Source organism: Paenarthrobacter sp. PH39-S1, assembly GCF_030063245.1.
Lineage (GTDB): Bacteria > Actinomycetota > Actinomycetes > Actinomycetales > Micrococcaceae > Arthrobacter_M.
In genome coordinates, this window is the sequence record NZ_JASISR010000002.1 from 1 (window position 1) to 22,432 (window position 22,432).

General features: G+C 65.5%; 26 protein-coding genes and 2 riboswitches. Of the genes, 14 read left to right on the forward strand and 12 right to left on the reverse strand.

The window, feature by feature from the left end; all coding sequences use genetic code 11:
• The first annotated feature begins 198 nt into the window (after window positions 1-198).
• From QMG52_RS01230 to mnhG, 6 genes are all read left to right on the forward strand, one after another.
• Complete coding sequence (locus tag QMG52_RS01230; protein ID WP_283558628.1) at window positions 199-618, forward strand: sodium:proton antiporter; 420 nt, start codon at window positions 199-201, stop codon at window positions 616-618.
• Between the two features lie 201 nt (window positions 619-819).
• The gene (locus QMG52_RS22065) at window positions 820-1,299 is read left to right on the forward strand and encodes a proton-conducting transporter transmembrane domain-containing protein (protein ID WP_502920423.1); all 480 of its coding nucleotides are present in this window, start codon (window positions 820-822) and stop codon (window positions 1,297-1,299) included.
• An 11-nt stretch (window positions 1,300-1,310) separates the two neighbouring features.
• Window positions 1,311-1,481, forward strand: a complete 171-nt coding sequence (locus QMG52_RS22070; protein ID WP_502920424.1) for a proton-conducting transporter transmembrane domain-containing protein — start codon at window positions 1,311-1,313, stop codon at window positions 1,479-1,481.
• A gap of 7 nt (window positions 1,482-1,488) precedes the next feature.
• Complete coding sequence (locus QMG52_RS22075) at window positions 1,489-1,770, forward strand: proton-conducting transporter transmembrane domain-containing protein (RefSeq protein WP_502920425.1); 282 nt, start codon at window positions 1,489-1,491, stop codon at window positions 1,768-1,770.
• A gap of 216 nt (window positions 1,771-1,986) precedes the next feature.
• Window positions 1,987-2,247 carry a monovalent cation/H+ antiporter complex subunit F gene (locus QMG52_RS01240; protein ID WP_283558850.1) on the forward strand — a complete coding sequence of 87 codons (261 nt, stop codon included), beginning with the start codon at window positions 1,987-1,989 and terminating at the stop codon, window positions 2,245-2,247.
• 2 nt (window positions 2,248-2,249) lie between these two features.
• Complete coding sequence (mnhG, locus tag QMG52_RS01245) at window positions 2,250-2,681, forward strand: monovalent cation/H(+) antiporter subunit G (RefSeq protein ID WP_283558629.1); 432 nt, start codon at window positions 2,250-2,252, stop codon at window positions 2,679-2,681.
• Between the two features lie 18 nt (window positions 2,682-2,699).
• On the opposite strand, the gene QMG52_RS01250 is transcribed toward mnhG, so the two are convergent.
• On the reverse strand, window positions 2,700-2,960 hold the full coding sequence (locus QMG52_RS01250; protein WP_283558630.1) for a DUF4235 domain-containing protein: 261 nt from the start codon (window positions 2,958-2,960) through the stop codon (window positions 2,700-2,702).
• A 212-nt stretch (window positions 2,961-3,172) separates the two neighbouring features.
• Window positions 3,173-3,293, forward strand: a riboswitch (TPP riboswitch).
• 52 nt (window positions 3,294-3,345) lie between these two features.
• Between QMG52_RS01250 and QMG52_RS01255 the strand changes: the two genes are divergently transcribed.
• The 3 genes from QMG52_RS01255 to QMG52_RS01265 are packed head-to-tail and all read left to right on the forward strand — an operon-like array spanning window position 3,346 to window position 6,542.
• Window positions 3,346-4,026 carry an ECF transporter S component gene (locus QMG52_RS01255; protein ID WP_283558631.1) on the forward strand — a complete coding sequence of 227 codons (681 nt, stop codon included), beginning with the start codon at window positions 3,346-3,348 and terminating at the stop codon, window positions 4,024-4,026.
• 3 nt (window positions 4,027-4,029) lie between these two features.
• Entirely contained in the window at window positions 4,030-5,748 is a 1,719-nt protein-coding gene (locus QMG52_RS01260) for an ABC transporter ATP-binding protein (RefSeq protein WP_283558632.1), read from the forward strand.
• An 11-nt stretch (window positions 5,749-5,759) separates the two neighbouring features.
• Entirely contained in the window at window positions 5,760-6,542 is a 783-nt protein-coding gene (locus QMG52_RS01265; RefSeq protein WP_283558851.1) for an energy-coupling factor transporter transmembrane component T family protein, read from the forward strand.
• Window positions 6,543-6,778: 236 nt separating this feature from the next.
• Here the strand turns inward: QMG52_RS01265 and QMG52_RS01270 are convergent, their stop codons facing one another.
• Window positions 6,779-7,066, reverse strand: coding sequence for a substrate-binding domain-containing protein (locus QMG52_RS01270; RefSeq protein ID WP_349361637.1), 288 nt, complete (start codon window positions 7,064-7,066; stop codon window positions 6,779-6,781).
• A 786-nt stretch (window positions 7,067-7,852) separates the two neighbouring features.
• Between QMG52_RS01270 and QMG52_RS01275 the strand changes: the two genes are divergently transcribed.
• A complete protein-coding gene (locus QMG52_RS01275) occupies window positions 7,853-9,385 on the forward strand; it encodes a UDP-N-acetylglucosamine 1-carboxyvinyltransferase (protein ID WP_283558634.1) in 1,533 nt (510 codons plus the stop codon).
• A 24-nt stretch (window positions 9,386-9,409) separates the two neighbouring features.
• Here QMG52_RS01275 and QMG52_RS01280 read toward each other — a convergent pair whose 3' ends face one another.
• The 10 genes from QMG52_RS01280 to QMG52_RS01325 form a co-directional block, all read right to left on the reverse strand.
• Window positions 9,410-10,747, reverse strand: coding sequence for an O-succinylhomoserine sulfhydrylase (locus QMG52_RS01280; RefSeq protein ID WP_283558635.1), 1,338 nt, complete (start codon window positions 10,745-10,747; stop codon window positions 9,410-9,412).
• Window positions 10,748-10,768: 21 nt separating this feature from the next.
• Entirely contained in the window at window positions 10,769-11,167 is a 399-nt protein-coding gene (locus QMG52_RS01285) for a rhodanese-like domain-containing protein (RefSeq protein ID WP_283558636.1), read from the reverse strand.
• Complete coding sequence (locus QMG52_RS01290) at window positions 11,164-11,376, reverse strand: DUF1737 domain-containing protein (RefSeq protein WP_283558637.1); 213 nt, start codon at window positions 11,374-11,376, stop codon at window positions 11,164-11,166. The genes QMG52_RS01285 and QMG52_RS01290 overlap by 4 nt, the downstream gene beginning before the upstream one ends.
• 69 nt (window positions 11,377-11,445) lie before the next feature.
• Window positions 11,446-11,566: riboswitch (SAM riboswitch) on the reverse strand.
• A gap of 91 nt (window positions 11,567-11,657) precedes the next feature.
• Window positions 11,658-12,629, reverse strand: a complete 972-nt coding sequence (locus tag QMG52_RS01295) for an aminodeoxychorismate lyase (protein ID WP_283558638.1) — start codon at window positions 12,627-12,629, stop codon at window positions 11,658-11,660.
• A gap of 66 nt (window positions 12,630-12,695) precedes the next feature.
• Window positions 12,696-14,855, reverse strand: coding sequence for a chorismate-binding protein (locus tag QMG52_RS01300; RefSeq protein WP_283558639.1), 2,160 nt, complete (start codon window positions 14,853-14,855; stop codon window positions 12,696-12,698).
• A gap of 200 nt (window positions 14,856-15,055) precedes the next feature.
• Entirely contained in the window at window positions 15,056-15,676 is a 621-nt protein-coding gene (locus QMG52_RS01305; RefSeq protein ID WP_283558640.1) for a LysE family transporter, read from the reverse strand.
• A 123-nt stretch (window positions 15,677-15,799) separates the two neighbouring features.
• Window positions 15,800-16,333 carry a GNAT family N-acetyltransferase gene (locus tag QMG52_RS01310; RefSeq protein WP_283558641.1) on the reverse strand — a complete coding sequence of 178 codons (534 nt, stop codon included), beginning with the start codon at window positions 16,331-16,333 and terminating at the stop codon, window positions 15,800-15,802.
• 85 nt (window positions 16,334-16,418) lie between these two features.
• Complete coding sequence (locus tag QMG52_RS01315) at window positions 16,419-16,817, reverse strand: type II toxin-antitoxin system VapC family toxin (protein ID WP_283558642.1); 399 nt, start codon at window positions 16,815-16,817, stop codon at window positions 16,419-16,421.
• Entirely contained in the window at window positions 16,766-17,113 is a 348-nt protein-coding gene (locus QMG52_RS01320) for a type II toxin-antitoxin system Phd/YefM family antitoxin (protein WP_283558643.1), read from the reverse strand. The genes QMG52_RS01315 and QMG52_RS01320 overlap by 52 nt, the downstream gene beginning before the upstream one ends.
• 104 nt (window positions 17,114-17,217) lie before the next feature.
• Window positions 17,218-18,039 (reverse strand): methyltransferase domain-containing protein, encoded by an 822-nt coding sequence (locus tag QMG52_RS01325; protein WP_283558644.1) that lies wholly within the window; start codon window positions 18,037-18,039, stop codon window positions 17,218-17,220.
• 286 nt (window positions 18,040-18,325) lie between these two features.
• Between QMG52_RS01325 and dnaK the strand changes: the two genes are divergently transcribed.
• The 4 genes from dnaK to QMG52_RS01345 all read left to right on the forward strand — a co-directional run bounded on the left by dnaK (window position 18,326) and on the right by QMG52_RS01345 (window position 22,392).
• Window positions 18,326-20,200: a molecular chaperone DnaK gene (gene dnaK / locus QMG52_RS01330; protein WP_283558645.1), complete on the forward strand. Its 1,875-nt coding sequence runs from the start codon at window positions 18,326-18,328 to the stop codon at window positions 20,198-20,200.
• Between the two features lie 2 nt (window positions 20,201-20,202).
• Window positions 20,203-20,820, forward strand: coding sequence for a nucleotide exchange factor GrpE (locus tag QMG52_RS01335; RefSeq protein WP_283558646.1), 618 nt, complete (start codon window positions 20,203-20,205; stop codon window positions 20,818-20,820).
• 92 nt (window positions 20,821-20,912) lie between these two features.
• The gene (locus QMG52_RS01340) at window positions 20,913-21,905 is read left to right on the forward strand and encodes a DnaJ C-terminal domain-containing protein (protein ID WP_283558647.1); all 993 of its coding nucleotides are present in this window, start codon (window positions 20,913-20,915) and stop codon (window positions 21,903-21,905) included.
• 49 nt (window positions 21,906-21,954) lie between these two features.
• A complete protein-coding gene (locus QMG52_RS01345) occupies window positions 21,955-22,392 on the forward strand; it encodes a heat shock protein transcriptional repressor HspR (protein WP_283558648.1) in 438 nt (145 codons plus the stop codon).
• Window positions 22,393-22,432: the final 40 nt, after the last annotated feature.

The following is a 22,432-nucleotide window of genomic DNA, read 5'->3' on the forward strand; positions in this document are numbered from 1 at the left end:
TTGCGGACCTTCCCGCCCTCCCGGAAGCTGCGGCGCAGATAAGCCGAACGGTAATCGCGTTCCAGGCCGTGCTTGTCAGTGTGGGACTTCCTCACTCTGACTACGTGAACCGCCTTCTCCTGCTGACTCATACCAACAAACTACACCCGTGTGGGGTCAGCACCGGTAACGACACGCCGAATATTCTGTCTACAGTTATTGGCCGAAAATGGACCTTTCGCCAAGAAACTCGCGGGAATCAGAGCGAAAGGTCCACGTAACTTCGGTCTAGCTGCTGTTGGAACGCAGTCTTACCCGGGTGCTGCTTGGGCTGGTGCTGAGGAATACAACGACCCGCTCCCGCAGGCGCTGATTCTGACTTCCATTGTCATTTCCTTCGCGGTGACGTCCTTCCTGCTCGGGCTGATTTACCGCTCCTGGCTGCTGGGCCGGCAGGACGAAATCCAGGACGATGTGGAGGATCCAAGGGTGGCCACGCAGGACAATTTTGACGCCGAAGAAGACTCGGAGATAGCCATGGAAACCGCGGAGTTCGGCGGCGAGGAAAAGCCTGCCGCCCAAACGCCGGGTGACCACAGGACAGACCCGCGCCCCACCGACGGAGGGAGCCGGAAGTGAACGTCACCGCTTTCGCACCCCTCGCCGTCGTCCTGCCCTTCCTGGGAGCCGCAGCGGCCTTCCTGTTGATCCGCCATCCCCGTGCCCAGCACCATGAGCATCTCGGTGCTGGCCTTTACGCTGCTGGTGGAGGTGCTGCTGCTGGCCTCCGTCTGGCAGGGGGGGCGATGGCGGTAACGCTGGGCAGCCGTCAGCCTTTCCGTGCTGATCTACGCGACCGGGCAGGGCGAGGCCGACGGCGACGACGAGGGTCCCGTTTCGGTGTTCCATCCGACGTACCTGATTCTGGTGGCGGGCGTCTCCAATGCCTTCCTGTCCGGGGATCTGTTCAATCTCTACGTGGGGTTTGAGATTCAGCTGACCGCCAGCTATGTACTGATGACCTTCGGGGGTACGGGGGAGCGGATCCGGGCCAACGTGACCTACGTGGTGGTCAGCGTGGTGTCCTCGCTGCTGTTCCTGAGCGCCATCGCGATGATCTACGCCGCCACCGGCACCATCAAGATGGCGGACCTGGCCGTCAAGCTGGCGCACCTGGACCCGGGGACGCAGGCCCTGCTGCACGTCATGCTGCTGGTGGCCTTCGGCATCAAGGCCGCCGTCTTCCCGCTGTCCTTTTGGCTGCCCGACTCGTATCCCACGGCGCCCGCGCCCGTGACGGCGGGTTCGCCGGGCTGCTGACCAAGGTGGGCGTGTATGCCATCATCCGTACCGAGACCCTGCTCTTCCCCGGAGGTGTGCTCGACGGCTGGCTGATGATTGCTGCCCTGCTGACAATGATGATCGGCATCCTGGGCGCGCTGGCGCAGACCGACATCAAAGGCTGCTCTCCTTCACCCTGGTCAGCCATATTGGGTACATGATTTCGGCGTGGCCATCTCTTCCGTCATCGGCCTTGGCGCCGCGGTGTTTTACGTAATCCACCACATCACCGTCCAGACCAGTCTGTTTATGGTCGCCGGGCTGATCGAGCGGCGTGGTGGAAATTCCACTATGGATCGGCTGGGAGGGTTGGCCAGGCTGGCACCGGTGCTTGGTGTCCTGTACCTTATACCCGCCATGAATCTGGCCGGAATCCCGCCGTTCTCCGGGTTCATGGGCAAGCTCGGACTGCTGGAAGCCGGTGTTGCGCTGGGGTCTCCGCTGGCGTAGCTGCTGGTGGCCGGCGGGGTGTTGGCGAGCCTGCTGACGCTGCTGGCCATGGCACGCGTCTGGAACCGCGCATTCTGGCGCACCCCACAGGACGCCCAACTGCCGGATCCCGTGCTGCTGGCCACCAAACCCGACGGGACGACAGCGCTGCGCACCAGCAAGTACGTCAGCAACACCGCGTCGGGGCGGTTCCAGGGCAAAGGCACCGTTCCGCTGATGACGTTGGTGCTCGTGATCGTGACGGTAATTCTGTCCCTGGCGGCCGCGGGCGCCATCTACCGGATGGCAGTGGGGCCGTCCCTGCTGGACCGGGTGCTGGCAGCGGATGTCCTGCTGGCCATCGTGGGGGCGGCGCTGGCCACGGATATGGCGGTGAACCGCCACCTGCACAGTCTGGCGCTGCTGGTGGCACTGAGCCTCATCGGTTTCATCGGCTCGGTGACAGTAGCACGCTTCGTCTTGGACCGGAAAGGTTAGTCATGAACGGACCGGCAGCAGCCGTCGATGACATCATCGACGTCCTGAGCATCATCTTCATTCTGGTGGGCGCGCTGATGTCCTTGGCCGCCACCATCGGGCTATTGCTGTTTCCGGACCTGATGAGCCGGATGCATGCGGCCACCAAGCCCCAGGTGCTCGGTCTGCTCCTGCTGCTGGCGGCAGTGGGGCTGCAGCAACGCGACTGGGCGGTACTGCCGGTGCTGCTGGTGGCCTGGATATTCCAGCTGCTGACCGTGCCCGTCTCGGCGCACATGGTCGGATGCGCCGGCTACCGGACCAAGCACCTGCGCCAGGACATGCTGAGCGTCGACGAACTGGACGACGTGGTGGCAGCGGCCGCAGGCGAGGCGGTCCGTGGGAGGCCGGACCGGACACACACTGACCAGGACACCTACGAAACCGGAAACTGAGGCGCCCGTCCCGGCGGGCTAAACCTCGTTCGGGCTCTTGTTGATCCGGGCGATTGCCTTCTGCGTCCCGCGGCCGGCGATGACCTGGATGATGGCGGCGACGGCGGAGGAGACCAGCGCGAAGGTCAGCGCCGAGCGCAGGCTGTACTCCAGGTTGGTGCCGTCCTTCGGTGGCTTCTTCCCGGTGCTTTTCTGCCACACCAAGTCCACAGTTTTGTTGGCGAGGAACCCCGCACCGATGCTAACTCCGGTGCCCAGCAGTTTCAGCAGGATGTTCATGTGGCCTCCTCGGGGCTTACCGGGTCGGTACCCGGTGGGGATAAAACGTCGCTCGCAACGAAACAGAAAAAATGTGCACATACCGCCCGGCGTCGGAACCGAAGCCCCAGCCGACCGGCTATCCGACAGCCTAGCGCGAACAGCGGCTGTTGCACGAGACCGATGAGATGCCGCGCACGGGCACGGAGTCCGGTGTAGGCTGGAAGTTGCAATTAACACGACAGGGGAGCGCCGGATCCGTCCAACGGAACCGGGCGCTGAGAGTGCGGACAGCCGCAGACCCTCGAACCTGATCCGGCTAGTACCGGCGAAGGGAGTCGAGTTCTCTTCGGCATGCGGTGCCCTGCAAACACCCTGCCGCCCCTCCTGAAAAGGAGGAAACGCAATGAGTAAGACACACGCGGGCGGAAACGGCCCCGAATCCACACCGACATCGCCGGACCCCGGATCGACACAGCCATTGGGCAGCGCCACAGGTGCCCGGACCGCATCAAACTGGCGGGTCGTTGACATCGTCGTCGCCTCGGTCCTGGCCGTCGCCGTCGGCGTCATTTTCTGGCTCTGGTCCGCCGGCTACGCGGGCATTTCCATTATCACTGCGGCCTTTCCGCCGCTGGGCGGGCTCTATGGCGGCGGCTGGCTGATTGCGGGTGTGATCGGCGGGCTGGTGATCCGCAAACCCGGCGCGGCGCTGTACTGCGAAATTATCGCCGCCTTGGTCGAGGCGTTACTTGGCTCACATTTCGGCCTTACCGTGCTGCTGTCGGGCCTGGTGCAGGGTATCGGCGCGGAGCTGGCCTTCGCCGTCTTCCGGTACCGCAAATTCACCCTGCCGATTGCCCTGCTGGCCGGGGCGATGGCCGGTGTGGCCATGGGAATTCTGGATAATCTGGGGTACAACGCGGAATGGGATGTGGCGTGGAAGACCGTTTACCTGGTCTTCGGCGCGGTCTCCGGTGCACTCATCGCCGGGCTGCTCTCCTGGCTTGCGGTCCGCGGACTCGCGAAGACGGGTGCGCTGGCCAATCTGGCGTCCCGGCGGGCCGCGGCGGAGTCTGCGTTCTAGGACATGGCTAGCTACGACAACGGCGGAACCCGGGAGGGCGTTCGGGCCGCCGCGGTTTCCGCGAAAGGTTGGGGCTGGCAGCATTCCGGGCGCGCGGCGCAGGCCGTCCACGATCTGGAACTGGAGATCTCCCCGGGGGAGCGCGTGCTGCTGCTGGGGCCCTCGGGGGCCGGAAAATCCACCCTGCTGCATGCCCTCGCCGGGTTGCTGGGGGCGGATCAGGATGCAGCGGAGTCGGGTCTGCTGACGGTCGACGGCGAAAATCCCACCGCCCGCCGCGGGCGTGCCGGCCTGATGCAGCAGGATCCGGAAGCGCAGGTGGTGCTCTCGCGGATCGGTGACGATGTGGCGTTCGGTGCGGAAAATCTTGCCGTTCCCCGGGACGAGATCTGGCGCCGCGTCGTCGGGGCACTCGATGCCGTCGGACTGGATTTTCCACTGGACCGTGCCACCTCGGCACTCTCCGGCGGGCAGAAACAGCGCCTTGGTCTGGCCGGTATTCTGGCCATGCAGCCGGGTCTACTGCTGCTGGACGAACCCACCGCGAACCTTGATCCCGCCGGGGTGCTTGAGGTCCGCGACGCCGTGCTGCGGATGCTGGACAGGACCGGGGCCACGATGGTGGTGGTCGAGCACAGGGTGGCGGTCTGGGTGGATGCGGTGGACCGGATCGTGGTGCTCGCGCCAGGGGACCGGGGCCACGGCGGCGGAGTGCTGATTGACGGGCCGCCCCGCCAGGTGCTGATGCAGGCCCGGCAAATGCTGACCGGCGCGGGAGTCTGGGTGCCCGGCTATGTGCCCGCCACCCGCCCGCGCACCCGTACCGGGGCCGAACTGCTCCGCGGGCCCGCTGCTGGCGCTGCGGTCCAGACATCCTTCGGGTATGTCAATCCGGCGTCGAGCGGCCCCGGCAGCCTGGCCGGCAGCAGCTCCGGTAGCGGGGATCTACTGCTGCACGCTGGGCAGCTCGCGGTGTCGCGGCAGGCAACGGATAGCCGAAAGCGCGGCCGTGCCGCCCGGCACCCGGCCATAGCGGCGTCGTCGGGCGTCGACCTGACGGTGACCGCAGGTTCGGCGCTGAGCATCACGGGGCCAAACGGTGCCGGGAAGTCGACGCTCGCCCTCACCTTGGGCGGATTGCTGCCGCCGTTGGACGGAGAGCTGCGCGCCGGCAAAGGACTGCGCCGTGGGGCCGGACCGGAACCCCATCGGTGGAGGGGAGGAGAGCTGATCCAGCGCATCGGCACCGTGTTCCAGGAGCCCGAGCATCAGTTCATCACCGGGCGGGTGCTGGACGAGCTGAATTTCGGACCGAAAATCCTGGGCCGGGGGTCCGATCGGGTGGGGGAGCTGCTGGAACGGCTACGGCTGACGCATCTGACCGAGGCCAACCCGTACACGCTCTCCGGCGGTGAGAAACGCAGGCTCTCCGTTGCCACCGTACTGGCCGCAAGCCCATCGCTGCTGGTGCTGGACGAGCCGACGTTCGGCCAGGACGCCAATACCTGGGCCGAACTCGCGAGCCTGCTCACGGAACTGCTCGACGCCGGCACCGCGGTGATCTCGGTGACCCACGATGAGGATTTCACGGAAGTGCTAGGGGGAGCGCGGCTCCGGCTTTCAGCCGACGGCCGGCCCCTTGAAGCTGCGCGGTCCGAAGCTGCGCCGCAAAGAGTTGCGCCGTCTGACGTTGCCCGCAGCGGTGCCGGGGGTGCCCGGTGAGCCTTGATGTGATGGCCGGTCCCCGGTCCACTGCCGTGTTGGCGAAGGCGAACCCTCTCTCTAAACTGGCTGCCGCGCTGGTCCTGACAATCGCCTTACTGCTGAGCGTGGACTGGGCGTCGGCCACCGTGGCGTTGGTCTGCGAACTGGCGGTGCTGCCGCTTGCCGGTCTGAGCGTCCGGACGTTGCTGCTGCGCGGCTGGCCGATTCTGGCCGCGGCGCTGGTGGGCGGCTACGGTTCGGCGCTGCTGGCACCGAAGACCGGGGCGGTGCTGCTGGACTGGGGCCCGTTGCTCTTTACCGAAGGCTCGCTGGAGTCCGGCGTCGCGATTATGCTCCGCGGAATCGCCATTGCGCTGCCGGGACTGATCGTGCTGGCCAGTACCGACCCGACGGATCTGGCGGACGCGCTGGCGCAGAAAATGAAGCTCCCGCACCGTTTTGTACTCGGGGCCCTGGCCGCGATGCGCCTCGTCGGCCTGCTGGTGGAGGAATGGCAGACCCTGGGGATGGCGCGGCGTGCCCGCGGTGTGGGCAGTGGCGGGGGATTTGCCGCGCGGTTCAGGTCGTCCCTCGGACAGGGAATGGCACTGCTGGTCCAGGCTGTCCGGAGGGCCTCCCGACTGGCCGTGACCATGGAAGCCAAGGGCTTCGGCGCGGGACCGCGGAGCTGGGCCAGGGAATCCACGTTCGGACCGATGGACCCGTGGGTCTTCGCCGCCGGACTGCTGATCGCCGCCGCAGTGGTGGGCGCCGCCGTCGTACTGGGGACCTGGAATCCGGTGCTCGGGTAAAACGACCAACCACCTGGAATCCGCGGGTTCCGGAGAGCGCAGGAACCCTATTGCGTTCCCTAGGACCCGCGGGTTCTCCGGTGTTCCCAAGTGGCCTGGGTTTCCCGGGCTGACCTTCGAAGCATGAGTCTTGTGCGCGTAAAGCGTGAGTTCCGTCACGCTTTACGGCGCGAGATGCCCGCGGTGGCCCTGGTGGAGGTTTTTGGAACCGGCTCCGTGACGAAGACGGTCCATAGCTACCCGACCCCAGCATCGCACTTTGTGGTGCGTCCGCGCGTCGCCATCGTCACCATACACAAATTGGCGTTGTGAAAGAGCTGCCGCGTCAAAGCCCCGCTGATTACTTTCCCTGCGGCCCTGCCGCCCTTGTGGCCGGGGAAGGGGGAAGGGGGGCCTGACCTAGCGGGGCCGGCACGCTGCGGTTCGTCGTCATAGCCAACGATGCTCAGATCTTCCGGGACGCGCAGCCGCAGCCGGCCGCAGGCAAGTAGAACGCCCACCGCCACGCGGTCATTGGCGCACACGATCCCGGTGGGCCGATCCGTCCGAGGTGTCCGGCCGTCGTCGTTGGTTAAAAGGTATGGCGGCGGCGAAACCTTTGTTGACTTCCCACCCGGTGGTCACAATATTCGTCGCCGGCAAGTTCGCAGCCGCCATGGCCGTTGGAAACCATCACTACGGCGCCCCGGGGCGACGAGTTCGTCCGTGCGCGTTAGCGGGATCGAAACTGTTGGCCAGAATTGCCGGGACGCCTGCCATAACCGGTGCCGGAAAGTGCTCGCGCAAACTCATGGCGGCGAACATGCCCCTTGGAGGAGCTTGCCGGCGAACGGCCCTCCACCGGGCGACGGCGTTGGGAGTGTAGTTGAGTTCCTTGGCCGCAGCCAGTATGCGTTCCTGCTTATCCTTGGCGATATTGCCGTCTGTGCCGGCCGTTAAGGACTAAACAGATGGCGCTGCGCGACACGCCCGCCACGCGGGCAACATCGAAGGAAGTGGCTTTCCGCGGCACCTCCTGAATCGTGTGAGGCCAGCGTAACTCAACCCATGTGACAGGGGTTGCAGCCTCCTCGACCCGGCGTGCTGGCCTGCATGGTTTACCCGGTTTGGCACCGGACTGCGGCGTGGTGAAGGCGGCGCGACATCCGGGTAGAGGTACGGTTGACGTACGCGGCGGTTCGTTGCGGTGCAAGGCCGATTATCCCCGCAAATATCGCACCACCTGGTTAGGGTGCCGGCATTGACGGCAAGATTGCGTTGCGGGTCGTAGATTTGACACTGTTTATGCACTTCATGATATTAGTAGAGGTATGACTCAGGTAGCTGCGGAATCCGTTGGAGTGTTGGTCCGGGACGCCCGCACCGATAGGGGCTGGACCCAGGGCCGGCTGGCCGCCGAGCTCGGCACGAGCCAAAGCGCGGTCGCCCGGATGGAACAGGGGAAACAAAATCTGAGCCTCAAGATGATCCAGCGGATGGAGTCCATCTTCGGCCGCAGCATCGTCAACGTCGGCGGGAGCGGCAAGCCGCGGATCACCCATCTGCGCGTGGTGGGTGGACATCAACTCTCCGGCAGCGTGGACGTCAACTCCAGTAAGAATGCCGGCGTCGCCCTGCTGTGCGCCAGTCTGCTGAACCGCGGCTCCACGACGCTGCGCCGGCTGGCGCGGATCGAGGAGGTCAACCGGATCGTCGAACTGCTGACCAGCATCGGTGTCGAATGTACGTGGCTGAACGCCAACGATCTACTGGTCCGCCGACCCGCCGTGCTGAACCTGGCCGCCATGGACGTGGAGGCCGCGCGGCGCACCCGCAGTGTCATCATGCTGTTGGGGCCGCTGCTGGATGAAGAGGCCAGTTACCGGCTGCCGTATGCCGGCGGCTGCGATCTGGGAACGCGCACCGTGGGTCCGCATCTGCAGGCGCTGCGTGAATTCGGGCTGTCAGTCAAGGCGCATGCTGGGTTCTACGCCATCCAGGCTCCCGAGGCCGACACCGCGGACCGCTCGTTCGTGCTGACCGAGCGCGGGGACACCGTGACAGAGAATGCCATCATGGCCGCAGCCCACCGTGAAGGCACCACCGTGATCCGCAACGCCAGTCCCAACTATATGGTCCAGGATCTGTGTTTCTACCTGCAGGGACTGGGCGTTCGTGTGGACGGGATCGGCAGCACCACGCTGACCATCCGGGGCAAGGCCAGGATTGACGTCGACCTCGAATATTCACCGTCCGAGGACCCAATCGAGGCGATGAGCCTGATCACGGCCGGCATTGTGACCGGTTCCGAGGTGACGATCCGGCGCGTGCCGATCGAGTTCATGGAAATCGAGCTCAGCGTGCTGGAGCAGATGGGCTTCCGGTACCGCAAGTCCGACGAATACACCGCCCATAACGGCCATACCAGGCTCGTGGACATCACCACTCTGCCGTCCGAGCTGACCGCGGCGGCGGACAAGATCCACGCCATGCCGTTCCCTGGGCTGAACATTGACAATCTTCCGTTCTTCGCCGTGATTGCCTCCTGCGCCCAGGGGTCGACGCTGATCCATGACTGGGTCTACGAGAACAGGGCCATTTACCTGACCGAACTCAACCGGCTCGGCGCCCGGGTTCGGCTGTTGGATCCGCACCGGATCGATGTCACCGGCCCCACTCGCTGGCGCGCAGCGGAAATCGGCTGCCCGCCGGCGCTGCGTCCGGCCGCCTGCATCCTGCTGGCGATGCTGGCGGCGAAGGGCACCTCCGAGCTGCGGAACATCTACGTGATTGAACGGGGCTACGAGGATCTGGCCGAGCGGCTGAACACACTCGGCGCCGAGATCGAGTACTTCCAGGACTGAGCGGCGGTCGCTCGCCTTGGTCGGTTACGCCTGCGTCGCGGCGAGGGCGGTGGCCAGATCCCGGGTGAGGTCCCCGATGTCCTCCAGACCCACCGAGAGCCGGAGAACACCGTCAGTCAGCCCGATCGCGGCCCGGCCTTCCGGTCCCATCGCCCGGTGTGTCGTCGTGGCCGGATGCGTGATCAAGGACTTCGCATCGCCCAGGTTGTTGGAGATGTCGATGATCGTCAGGGCGTTGAGCAGGGCAAACGCGGCGTCCTTCGCCGTCGTGCCGGACGCGGCCCCTACTGCGCGTTCTGCGTCCTTGTCCGCCACTGTGGGTTCCCCGGCCATGCCCGCCACTGCGGGTTCCCCGGGCCTGGCTGTATTAGTCCGGCTCACAGGGGGAGCCTGGCCGGCTGCGGCCAGCTCGAAGGTGAGCACGGTTCCACCGGCCTTCATCTGTGCACGTGCCAGTTCAAACTGCGGGTGCGAGGGCAGCAGTGGATACCTGACCCAGCTCACCGCGGGATGCTGTTCGAGGAACTCGGCGAGCCGCAGGGCATTTGCCGCGGAGTGCGCAACGCGCAGCCCCATGGTCTCGAGCCCCTTCGTCAGCACCCACGCGTTGAACGCCGACAGTGCCGGACCGGTATGGCGCATCAGCTGCTTGACCGGACCGTCAATAAACTCCTTGGTGCCCAAAATGGCACCGCCGAGGACGCGGCCCTGCCCATCGATGTGCTTGGTCCCGGAATACACGATCACATCCGCGCCCAGTTCCCCACACTTTTGCAACAGCGGGGTGGCGAAGACATTGTCCGCCACCACCTTGGCTCCCGCGGCATGGGCCAGTCCGCAGACGGCCCGGATATCGACAATTTCCTGCATCGGGTTCGACGGGGATTCGAAGAATACCGCCGTCGTGGGCACGGATAATGCCTCCCGCCACTGGCCGAGATCCGCGCCGTCAACAAAGACCGTCTCTACGCCCCAGCGCGGCAGGATCTCATTCAGGATCACGAAGCAGGAGCCGAACAGCGAACGGGCCGCGACCACCCGGTCGCCTGCCGCCAAGAGGGCCCCGAGGGCGGTGAAAACTGCGGACATCCCGGAGGCGGTGGCGAAGCAGGCTTCCGTGCCCTCGAGCAGCCGCAACCTTTCCTGGAACGTGGCGACGGACGGATTCCCGTACCGGGAGTAGACGAAACGGTCCACCTCACCGGTGAAGGCCGCCTCCGCCGCCTCCGCCGATTCATAGACATAACCGGAGTTCAGGAACAGCGCCTCCGAGGTCTCCTGGAAGTTGGAGCGGTCCAGGCCACCGCGCACCGCCTGGGTATCCGGCGCCCAGCCCGGAGCATCCTGATTAAAATTGCTCATCTCAGTCCTTTAGCTCGGGGCCTATTTGCAAGGGAGCTGGCGGTTTTTCCAGCCGTTGACGATCCGGTCCCCGTAAGCATCCGGGACGCCCTCGAACCCTTCCAGCACATTCCAACTGGTGAATCCGGCGCCCGACGCGGCCTCCGCGGCGCTGACCGAACGCACGCCGGAACGGCAAAGGAAGACCAGCTCGGTCTGCCCCTCATCGGGGGCTTGGGCGCGCAGTTCGTCGAGGAAATCCGGGTTCAGCACGCCGCCGGCCAGGTTCCACTGGATCAACAGCGGGTCACGTCCGGTCATCGAGGTGTCCGGCACGCCGATGTGGTGCCATTCAGCCTCGGTGCGCACATCCACCAGCACGGCCCCGACCGCGAGCTTGTTCCAAGCCTGTGCCGGGGTGAGGTCGCCCGCGTAGCTCATTTGACGCCGTCGTCCGTTGACCCGGCACCGGGCAGAATGACCGCCTGCGCGGCAACGGTCCGGCCGCCGTCGAACGCCAGCGACGGGCTGCCATAGAGAATATAGCCTTCGGCCAAGGCGGCACTGACGCGCTCGCAGAACGAATGGTCATCCGGACCGGTGAGCAGCCGGTAAGTCAGCGGGGTTTCTTTGGCGGGTGTAGCTGTCAAGGTAGTCTCCTCATTGCAATCGAAGGGTGCAAGCGGAAAGGTGCAGACAGCCCGGGGCCTTGCCGGGAACGTTCACGCTTGCAACCGGTGGCCGTCAAGCCAGGTTTTGCCGAGTAGTCACCTGAGGCACCCCGCCGGAATAGAGGGTTGCCGGCCAGCAAGTCAGGGCTTGGCACTGGCGCTCGTTACTCATCTAGAAAATTAGCACACCGACGGATCAGCCGGTCAACAGGACGCCGACTGTGGCGCCGGATGACGGGGGCTGATGCCGGACTGAGGAGCTACTCCGCGTCGTGGATCAGTTGGTTCAACTCGGCGGTAAGGCCGGCGCGCACGCCGGGGCTGCCGATTTCCCGGCCGTCAATATGATTCACGGGGGCGAGCAGCCGGATACTGGAAATCAGCCAGACGCCGTCCGCGTCGAAGAGATCCCCGGGCTCCACGGGGCCGTAACCCAGCTCCCAGCCGGCGGCCTTGGCGGCCGTAAACAGCGCACCCTGCGAGGTGCCGGGCAAGATTCCGCTGTCCAGCTGGGGGGTGATCAGTCGCTTGACCCGGTCGGGCCCGCCACCTTCGGCATGGGCCAGCAGAACGGACGACGTCGGGCCCTCCAGCACGCGCCCGTCACCGCTGGTGAAAATCACGTCGTCCGCGCCATGCACACGGGCGTAGCGCAGGGCCGCCATATTCACCGCGTAGGACAAGGTCTTGGCACCCAGCAGAAGCCACGGCGCACGCTCGGCGATGGAGCTGTCGTAACCGCGTTCCAGCAACAGCACATCGATTCCGCTTTCGCGTTGCGCCCGACCGGTGGCGGGAGGCTCCGAGGCCTGGACCCAAGCCGTCGGGATCGTGCTCCCCTCCACGCCGCGGGTGACGATGAGCTTGAGCACCATCTCGTCGGGGATGTTTTCCGTGGCGCTCATCCGGCTGTCTTCTCCGGTGCCGCCGGCCCCAACCGCGCCTCCGGCCCGGGCGGAGGCGCGGTTGCGGCGGAATTCGGTGACCGCCGTCGTCATGGCACGCCGCCACGCGTCCTGGGACGGTATCTGCAGATCCATGGCCCGAGCGGAGGAATCCAGCCGGTCCAGATGCGCCTGGGGCTTCCGTGGCGTCCCGCCGACCACCAGCAGGGATTCGAAAACCCCGTCTCCCCGGGTGGCTCCCTGGTCCGTGGCCATCAGTGTGGGCTTGCTGGCGTCGGCAATGCGTCCGTCCGGTGCGGAGGGGTCCAAGAATACCAAAACAGTCATGGTTTCAGCTTAGTGCCGCGGGCAGGCCGCCTTTCGGCCCACCCGGGCTGGGCGCGGCGCGGTGGGCTAGCCGGGAAAGACCGTGCCGAGGGCCGAGAGCACGCCGTACGCCTTCGCCTGGATCTCCAGCCATTCCTCCTGCGGAACGGAGTCCGCGGTGATCGCACCGCCCGCGCCCAAACTGAGCCGACCGCCGCCGTCGTCCGTCGTTTCGATCACGAGCGTGCGGATGGTGACGGACAGATCGGCGGCGCCATCGAGGGAAAAATAGCCGATGGCGCCAGAATAAATTCCGCGAGGGGCTGCTTCCAGCCCGTCCAAAATGGCCATGGTGCTGATTTTTGGCGCGCCGGTCATGGAGCCGGCGGGGAACGCGGCGGCCACGGCCTCGGTGCGGGTGGACCCGGGCCGAAGCTGCGCCTCAATGGTGCTGACCATCTGGTGCACGGTGGCGTAGCTTTCCACAGCGCAGAGACGGGGAACCGAGAGCGAATCCGGCACGGCGAAGTGCGAGAGGTCATTTCGGAGCAGATCCACAATCATGATGTTCTCCGCCCGGTCTTTCGCCGAGTTTGCCAGCTCGGATTTCAGTGCCGCGTCCAGGTCCGGATCCGGATGCCGACGCCGGGTGCCCTTGATCGGCTCCGCCCGCATCGTGCCGCCGGCGGTGATCCGCAGGAACCGCTCAGGCGAGGTACCGGCGACGGCGAGTGCGCCGAAGCGCAGGTAGCTGGCAAAAGGGGCCGGATTCCGTCGGCGCAGCTGCCGATAGGTCCGCCACGGATCGAGGGGGACCGCGGTGGTAGCCGTGAGCGACGTCGTCAGGCAGATCTCGTAGGAATTACCATCCGCAATCTGCGCCTGGGCCCGGGCGATTTTGTCCCGGTAGGCTGACTCAGAATCCCGGATGGTGAACACCGGCGCTTCGGCCCCCGTCGACGGCGGTTCGCTCGTCAACTGGCCGGTCGTCGGCGGCCCAACCTCCGGCGAATCCGTTGGGAGCTCATCGGAGGCGAGCGCTTCGACAGCGGCGCGAGCGGCATTCAGCCAGGCTGCCGCTTCCGAAGCCCCGGCAGCACCATCCGTGCCATGGCCCTGCTGGGAGAGGGCCAATAGGTAGACGCAGCGGCGGGCATGGTCGACGACGACCGCCCGCCCGGCGAAAATCAGTGCGGCATCATCTGGGCGTCCGGCTGTTCCCGGCCCCGCTGCATCCGCTCCTCCCGTTTCCCGTTTGAGTTCATAGCCCAGGTAGCCAAGCCAGCCGAGGGCGAAGCCGCAGTCATAGTCGTCCGGGGTACGGACGGCCTTACGGCCCCAGACGGTGTCCAGCCAGCGGAAAAACGGGTCCTGGACACGGGCCGTCACGGCGCCCGTCCTGACTTTGGTCACGCCGTCGCCGTGCCGGGCAAACTGACCGTAACTGCCGCCGTCGTCCGCCATGATGGAGAACCGGCTCCGGGTGTCAAGGGCCGCCGTGGCCTGTCCGACGGGAGCCGACCGGGAATCGGCGTCCGAGCTGTCCAGCCAGACGGAGTTTTCGGACCTGCCGTACAGCGTCTCGAAAAGCGACTCCTGGTCCGGATAGGCCTCGAGCCGTCGCACCTCCAGCTCCAGCCCGCGGCGCCGGGAGCGTTCTGGTGCCAGCAGCGCCTCCAGCGGCGGCAGGGAAGTCAGCGCCAGCAGCACCTGGGCCGGCACGGAGTCATCCGCACGCCCCTCAACCAGCAAGTCTGCGGTCGCGGCGGCCCCCCCTGCGGCCAGCAGCTCATCCTCCTGGTCGGCCCAGGCATCCCAGAACGGCGCAAATGTGACGCCGTCCCTGGCCAGCGCACGGAACTTCCGCTCGCCCGGCGCCGCCTCTACCCATACGATGGTGTCCAAGTAGGGTGTGGCCGACGAATGCGCCGCCCCAACGCCTTCAACGATCACGATCTCGGCTGGCTCCGTGACGCGTGGTGCGCCGTCGTAGTGGTTTTCCCAGTCCCAGCTGGTCCACTGCGCAGGCAGGCCCTGCCGCAGCGGTGTGAGGACGGTGCTCACATAGCGCTCCACGCCGGCGGCCAGCCCGTTCCAGCCGGGATAAATGTCCTCAAGATGGAAGACCGAGACTCTGCGGTGCTCGCGCAGCAGGGCAGCGAGCTCCAGCGCCAACACGGTTTTCCCCGCTCCGGAGCGGCCGTCAATGCCGATGATCACCGGCGCGGTGCTGCTAGCGCTGAACATCGGCAGCCCCCGCCGAGGCTTGGGCACCGCCGCGAAAGGATGACGCAGGCATTGGCCCGGCCATCGGCGGACGTCCACGGTCTCCGGTGCGGCGGGCAAGGTTCCGGTAGGGCAGCGTCATGAGAACAGTGTAACGAGGGGGCCGTCAGTACCGCCGACGGGGCGGCTGGTATGCGGCGGCGGGGCGCCGACGGCTATCGTCAGAGGACCACGAGCAGGGCGCCGACGGCGATGAAGAGCAGACCGAATATCCTGTTCAGCGTCAGCTGTCCGCGCTCGCTGGCCGTGAGATGTTGAAGTTGCTTGGCTCCCGCGGCGAAGATCAACCACATCACCACGACGTCAATCAACACCACCGTTGCCGTCAGGACCACGTACTGCTGCGCCAATGGCTCCTGCGGGCGGATGAATTGCGGCATGAAGGCGAGGAAGAAGACAATCGCCTTGGGGTTGAGCAGATTGACCCAGAGACCGCGCAGGAACATGGAGCGGCGTGCCTCGCGGACCCTGCCGGTGGAATCTTCCGCGCTGGTGTCGGCCTTCGCCAGCAGCTTGCGGATGCCGAGGTAGACCAGGTAGGCGGCCCCGGCGTACCGGATGATGTGGAAGGCCAGCGGCGAGCTGGAAACCAGAAGGCCGACGCCGGCGGCAACAATGACGATTTGGATGATGAGCGCCAGCTGTTGGCCCAGAATTCCCCAGATCGCGCGCCGGAATCCCGCCGTCAGGGCGTTGCTCATAGTGTTGATGGCTCCCGCCCCGGGGGTGAGGCTGATCATCGCGCCAGCCCCGACCAGGGCCAGCCAGAGGGAAAATTCCATTAGGCAAGCTTAAAGCGTGCGAAACGGCCTGCCGTCACGCCGCGGCTTTCAGACGCGAGCGCAACAACCCTGTCGGGCACAACACTGTCGGGCATAAGCCTGTCGGGCACAAGAATTTGGCCTCTACGGTGCAGCTGACGGGGCTGGCTCAATCCAGTAGCGCCGTTTGCCGTTGCGGCTGTCCTCGTAGACGCCGCCATTGCACTCGATGGTTGCCCGCGAGCCGACGTTTGCCTCGTCGCAGGTCAGTAGAACCCGATTAATGCCCAGGATCCGCGCTATCGGCAGGGCGTCACGGAGTGCCTTCCGGGCGTGCCCTTGCCGCCGCGCACTCGGACGAATGCTGTAGCCGATGTGACCACCCTGCTCGAACAGGTAGTCGGTGAGCTGGTGCCGGACGGCGATCGAGCCAAGGAAGACGTTCCCTTCAACGATCCAGCGGTAGGTGCAGGGGACGAAGCCTTCCTTGCGCTTCGTCTCCGGCAGCGCGTCAGCGATCAGTGCGGCGGTGAAACGTCGAAAGGTTTCCGGATCCCGCAGCTCATCCCGCCGCCAGTCCTCGGCGCCGGCACCATCGAGATGACCGCCGTCGAACTCCGCGGTGCCGGCCAGCCAGGACGCGTGAAAACGGATGTCGGGAACGATGAGAGAGGCCATGATTCGATCTTAGGGGGCCGACGCGGCAAGGCCCCTGCCACCAGGCAGCCCCGTCACCAATGGAACCCGTCACCAATGGAACCCGTCACCAAAGGGTCTCCAGACCGGCGAGATCGGCGAAAACCGGATCGGCGGTGATCAGTGGCATACCCTCGATCATGGCCTGGGCGGCGATGATGCGATCGAAGGGGTCGCGGTGCTGCCAGTCAAGTTGGCCGGCTTCCAGCGCATGCAGTCCTGAGATCGGCAGCTCTTCGGAAGTGAGCTCCAGCAGATGACGGCGGTAGCCCACGAAGAGTGCGTCCAGATCCGGCAGGCGGCCGATGTGGTGCTTGTAGGAAAGTTCGTAGGCGGTGACAGCCGAGGCAACCAGCACATTGTCAATCGATTGGATGACGCGGCGGGCTTTGGCGGACAGCTTGCGCGGCTCAGTCAGTGCCCAGACAACGGTGTGGGTGTCGAGGAGATAAGTGGCTGTTCCCATAACTGCAGTTCCTCCTCCGGCGCGGGCTCGAGAAAGCCTTCGGGAAGCCGGCCCTTGACGAAACCGAGGCGGCGTTGGGTGGGTCGCTCGATTCGGACGAGCCGCGCGACCGGCTTGCCCGCCTTCGCGATGACGACGTCTTCGCCGTTCTCAACCAAATTCAGCAGCTCAGAGAGCCTCGTTTTTGTTTCCTGAACGTTGTACTGACCCATGTTGACCAAGTCTACTTGGTCAACCTCCGCAACATAAGGCTCTGCCCGGTAATGGTATGGATAATCTGGATGTTCGTAGCTCATGAATCGACGCTAGCGCGACGGATGGCAACGGTGGAAGACGGTGACCCGTCAATGTGGGCAACCGGGATCCTGAAAGGCTCTGTGGAGGAGCGCAGGAGAGGACTTCAGGCCCGGGCGATGACCTCCCCGTTTGGGATCAGGAACCAGCCGTCCGTGGCGGCGCCCCAGACGCGCCAGCCGGCGGAGATCCGCTCCAGGCCGGCCCGGTCCGCCAGTCCATAGTTCAGTGCCTGCTTGGCGAAGGCGGAATGAACAATCCGGTCCGCCCAGACTTCGGCGTGCCATTGTCGCTGCTCGTCCGTGGCGTAGAGCCAACTGGCCGACGACGGCGTGATGTCCGTGAAACCGGCGGCCTGCGCCCAGCTGATCAGGCGGCGGCCGGCGTCGGGCTCGGCGCGGTTGTGCCGGGCCAACTCCTGATACAGGGACATCCAGTCGTCCAATTCGGGCAGCTGCGGATACCAGGACATGCCATGGAAGTCGGCATCCCGCACTGCCACGATGCCGCCGGGCTTGGTGACGCGGCGCATTTCCCGTAGAGCCGCAACCGGATCGGTCAGATGCTGCAGCACCTGGTGGGCGTGAACGACGTCGAACTGGCCATCGGTAAAATCGAGGTCATAGATGTTCCCGGTCAGGAAGCTCAAATTGTCCAGATGCTGTTCCGCCGCCAGCGCCTGGGCCTGGGCCACCACCTCCGGCGCTCGGTCCAGGCCGATAACCTCGCCGGGGGCCACCAGGCGGGCGAAGTCCGCGGTGATGGTGCCGGGACCGCTGCCCACGTCGAGCACGGAGAGCCCGTGAGTCAGGTGCGGAACCAGGTACGCGGCGGAGTTTGCGGCGCTCCGGGCCGCATGCGAGCGCAGCACGCTCTCATGGTGGCCGTGGGTGTAGACGTCGTTCTTGCTGGGCCCATGTTCGCTCATATGGGGGACAATACGCGCGGCACGCTGCCTCCGCCAGCGTTGCTCGCGCCTTGATCTCGCGCCTTGATACGGACTACGCAGTGACGGCGGCCGCGTGCCGCCGTCGTCCGTTCGCCTAAAGTGAAACTTGAGTCTACTAGGCTCAACTTGATTTGACATCGATTGAGGCCTGAGTAGGGTTGAGTGCAGAACGCTCAATGGACCGCTGGTTGAGCGGAGTCGGCGGGCCTCGAAGGTTGGGGCCGGCGGCGAACTCCGGCAGCGGAAACTGAAAGGAAACGCCCTTATGTCACGTGCAGTAGGAATTGACCTCGGAACCACGAACTCCGTCGTCTCCGTACTCGAAGGAGGCGAGCCCACCGTCATCGCCAATGCCGAAGGCGGTCGCACCACGCCGTCCGTCGTCGCGTTCTCCAAGACCGGTGAGGTCCTGGTCGGCGAGATCGCCAAGCGCCAGGCCGTCAACAACATCGACCGCACCGTCGCTTCCGTCAAGCGCCACATGGGCACCGACTGGAGCGTCGCGATCGACGACAAGAAGTACACGGCGCAGGAAATCTCCGCGCGCATCCTGATGAAGCTCAAGAACGACGCCGAAAGCTACCTGGGTGAGAAGGTCACCGACGCCGTGGTCACCGTACCGGCGTACTTCAATGACGCCCAGCGCCAGGCCACGAAGGAAGCCGGCGAGATCGCCGGCCTGAACGTGCTGCGCATCGTCAACGAGCCGACCGCGGCGGCCTTGGCCTACGGACTGGATAAGGGCAAGGAAGACGAGCTCATCCTGGTCTTCGACCTCGGCGGCGGAACCTTCGACGTCTCCCTGCTGGAAGTCGGCAAGGACGAGGACAATTTCTCCACGATCCAGGTCCGCTCCACTTCCGGCGACAACCGCCTCGGCGGCGACGACTGGGACCAGCGCGTCGTGGACTACCTGCTCAAGCAGCTCAAGATCAAGGGCATGGATCTGTCCAAGGACAAGATTGCCCTGCAGCGTCTGCGTGAGGCATCCGAGCAGGCCAAGAAGGAGCTCTCCTCCGCGACCAGCACCAACATTTCGCTGCAGTACCTTTCCGTGACCGCCGACGGCCCGGTGCACCTTGACGAGCAGCTGACCCGCGCCAAGTTCCAGGAACTGACCTCGGATCTGCTGGAGCGCACCAAGAAGCCGTTCCACGACGTGATCAAGGAAGCCGGCATCAAGGTCTCCGATATCGACCACATCGTGCTCGTCGGCGGATCCACGCGTATGCCCGCCGTCTACGACCTGGTCAAGGAACTGGCCGGTGGCCAGGAGCCGAACAAGGGCGTCAACCCGGATGAGGTGGTGGCCGTTGGCGCGGCGCTTCAGGCCGGCGTCCTCAAGGGCGAGCGCAAGGACGTGCTGCTCATCGACGTCACCCCGCTTTCACTGGGCATCGAGACCAAGGGCGGCATCATGACGCACCTGATCGAGCGCAACACGGCCATCCCAACCAAGCGTTCGGAGACCTTCACCACCGCCGATGACAACCAGCCCTCCGTGGCCATCCAGGTCTTCCAGGGCGAGCGCGAGTTCACCCGGGACAACAAGCCGCTGGGAACCTTTGAGCTGACCGGCATCGCACCGGCACCGCGCGGGTTACCGCAGGTTGAGGTCACCTTCGATATCGACGCCAACGGCATCGTGCACGTGTCCGCCAAGGACAAGGGCACCGGCAAGGAGCAGTCCATGACGATCACCGGCGGGACCGCGCTGTCCAAGGATGACATCGACCGGATGGTCCGCGAGGCCGAGGAGCACGCCTCCGAGGACAAGGCCCGCCGCGAGCAGGCCGATACCCGCAACAGCGCCGAGCAGCTGCAGTACTCGGTGGCCAAGATCTTGGCCGACAATGACGACAAGCTGCCGGAAGACGTCAAGACGGAGGTTTCGGCAGATGTCGACGCCCTCATGGCCGCGTTGGCCGGGACCGACGACGACGCCGTCAAGAGCACATTTGAGAAGCTGCAGGCTTCCCAGTCCAAGCTCGGCGAGGCCATCTATGCCGCCGCCCAGTCCGAAGCTTCCGCCGCCGATGGTGCGGCGGGTGCCGATGCCGGAGCGGCTGGTGCTGACGGCGCCGGCGCCGATGAAGATATTGTTGACGCCGAAATCATCGACGAAGACGAGAAGAAGTAATCATGGCCAACCACGGTGACGATGCTGATAGCGCAAACGAGCAGTCGCCGGTCGAGCCGGCCGGGACCCCCGAAGAGGGGGCCGCGGCAGACTCCGCTGGCGCGGCGGCCAAGGCTGCCGATGGCGACGCGCTGTCCCAGGCCGAGGACATTCTCAACGGTGTCGAGGTGCCCGCCGAGGAATCGGTCGTTCAGGGCTCTGCAGCCGAGCTGGCCGCGGAGCTGAAGAATGATCTGCTGCGGCTCCAGGCGGAATATGTCAACTACCGCAAGCGCGTGGAGCGCGACCGTGCGGTGGCAGGGGAGATGGCCGTCGTCGGCGTCCTGAACTCGCTGCTGCCGGTGCTGGACGATATCGATGCCGCGCGCCAGCACGGCGATCTGGCGGACGGGCCGTTCGCGTCCATTTCCGTCAAGCTGGAGAACACGTTGAAAACGTATGGTCTGACGCGCATCGATGAAACCGGTGTAGCGTTCGATCCGACCGTGCATGAGGCATTGATCCAGCAGCCGGGCCAGGACGTCGAGATCGATACGGTCAGCCAGGTGCTCCGCGCCGGCTACCGGACCGAAGCCCGCGTCCTGCGCGCAGCCCAGGTTATTGTGGCCGTACCGGCCTGACCCCCCATCGAGTGAGCAGTAGGTGTCCTTTAGAGCCCCTATTCGTGCATCTACTGCTCACTCGATCCACGAATGTTTAGAAAGGAGACGCCTTGGCAAGTCAGGATTGGGTCGACAAGGACTTTTATAAGATCCTGGGCGTTTCCAAAGACGCTTCAGCGGCCGACGTCAAGAAGGCCTACCGCAAACTCGCCCGCAAATACCACCCGGACACCAATCCTGGCGATGCGGCCGCGGAAAAGACCTTCAAGGATATTTCCGAGGCGTACTCGGTGCTTTCCAGCAGCGAGGACCGCGAACAGTATGACGCCATCCGGGCCATGGGCGGCGGTGCCCGGTTCAGCGCCGGCGGCGCGGGAACGGGCGGCCAAGGAGCCGGCTTCGATGACCTCTTCGGCGGCCTCTTCAACGCCCAGCGTGGCGGCGGCGGAGCACGCAGTCGCGGGACGCAGGGCTTCGATGCCTCTGGGCTTCCGCCCGAATTCGCCGATCTCTTCGGCGGCGGTGGCGGTGGGTTCGGCGGGTACCAGCCGCCCCCCACGAAGGGAGCGGATCGGACGGCGTCCACCACGATTTCCTTTGCTGGTTCAATCCGCGGTACCACGATTGGGCTGCGGGAACCGTCCGGCGAGGTCATCGACGTGCGGATCCCGGCCGGCATCAAGGACGGCCAGAAGGTCCGCGTCCGCGGCAAGGGCCAGCAGGGAGCGGCAGGCCCGGGCGATCTGATGGTCACGGTGCAGGTTAAGGCCCATGAATTCTTCATGCGCGACGGCAACAATATCCGCATCCACGTGCCCGTCACCTTCCCGGAGGCAGCGCTCGGCGCCGACATCTCGGTGCCCACGCTGGCCGGCGACCTGGTCAAGCTCCGGGTTCCCGCGGGGACGCCATCCGGGCGCACCCTGCGTGTCAAAGGCAAGGGCGTGACGACGGCGAAAACCTCCGGCGATCTGCTTGTCACCATCGACGTTGCGGTCCCGCGGAAGCTCAGCAAGGAAGCCGAAGAAGCGGTCAAGGCATTCGCGAAAGCGACAGCCGACGGCGATCCGAGGTCTGAACTGGCGGCGAAGGCCCGATTGTAGCGGGACCTGGGAACGGCAGGCGGGAGTGTCGAAGTGAAAGGAGAGGGCATTGGGCATAGATCCAGGCATCCCGATTTTCGTCATCTCGGTGGCGGCGGAGTTGGCGGACATGCACCCCCAGACGCTGCGGCAATATGACCGATTGGGGCTCGTTTCGCCCAGCCGCGCTCCTGGTCGCTCCCGCCGGTATTCCCAGCACGACGTGGACACGCTGCGCGAGGTACAGCGGCTTTCCCAGGCGGGAGTTTCACTCGAAGGCATCAAGCGCATCCTCGAACTGGAGAACCAGGTCGCTGCCCTCCGGTCCCGGGTCGAAGAACTGACCGGAGAGCTGGCCTCCGCCGGCTCCGATGCGCGCCGCAGCCGTGGACGCGACGCGGCCCGGGTATTTGCCGCCGGCTTGGCGGGGGATGTGGTGACGCTGACCCACGGCCAGCGTCCGCGCCCGCGATCCCAGGCCGTCGTCGTCTGGCGTCCACAGCTCTAGCCGGTTGTCTTACTACCGTCACTACCGTCACTACCGTCAC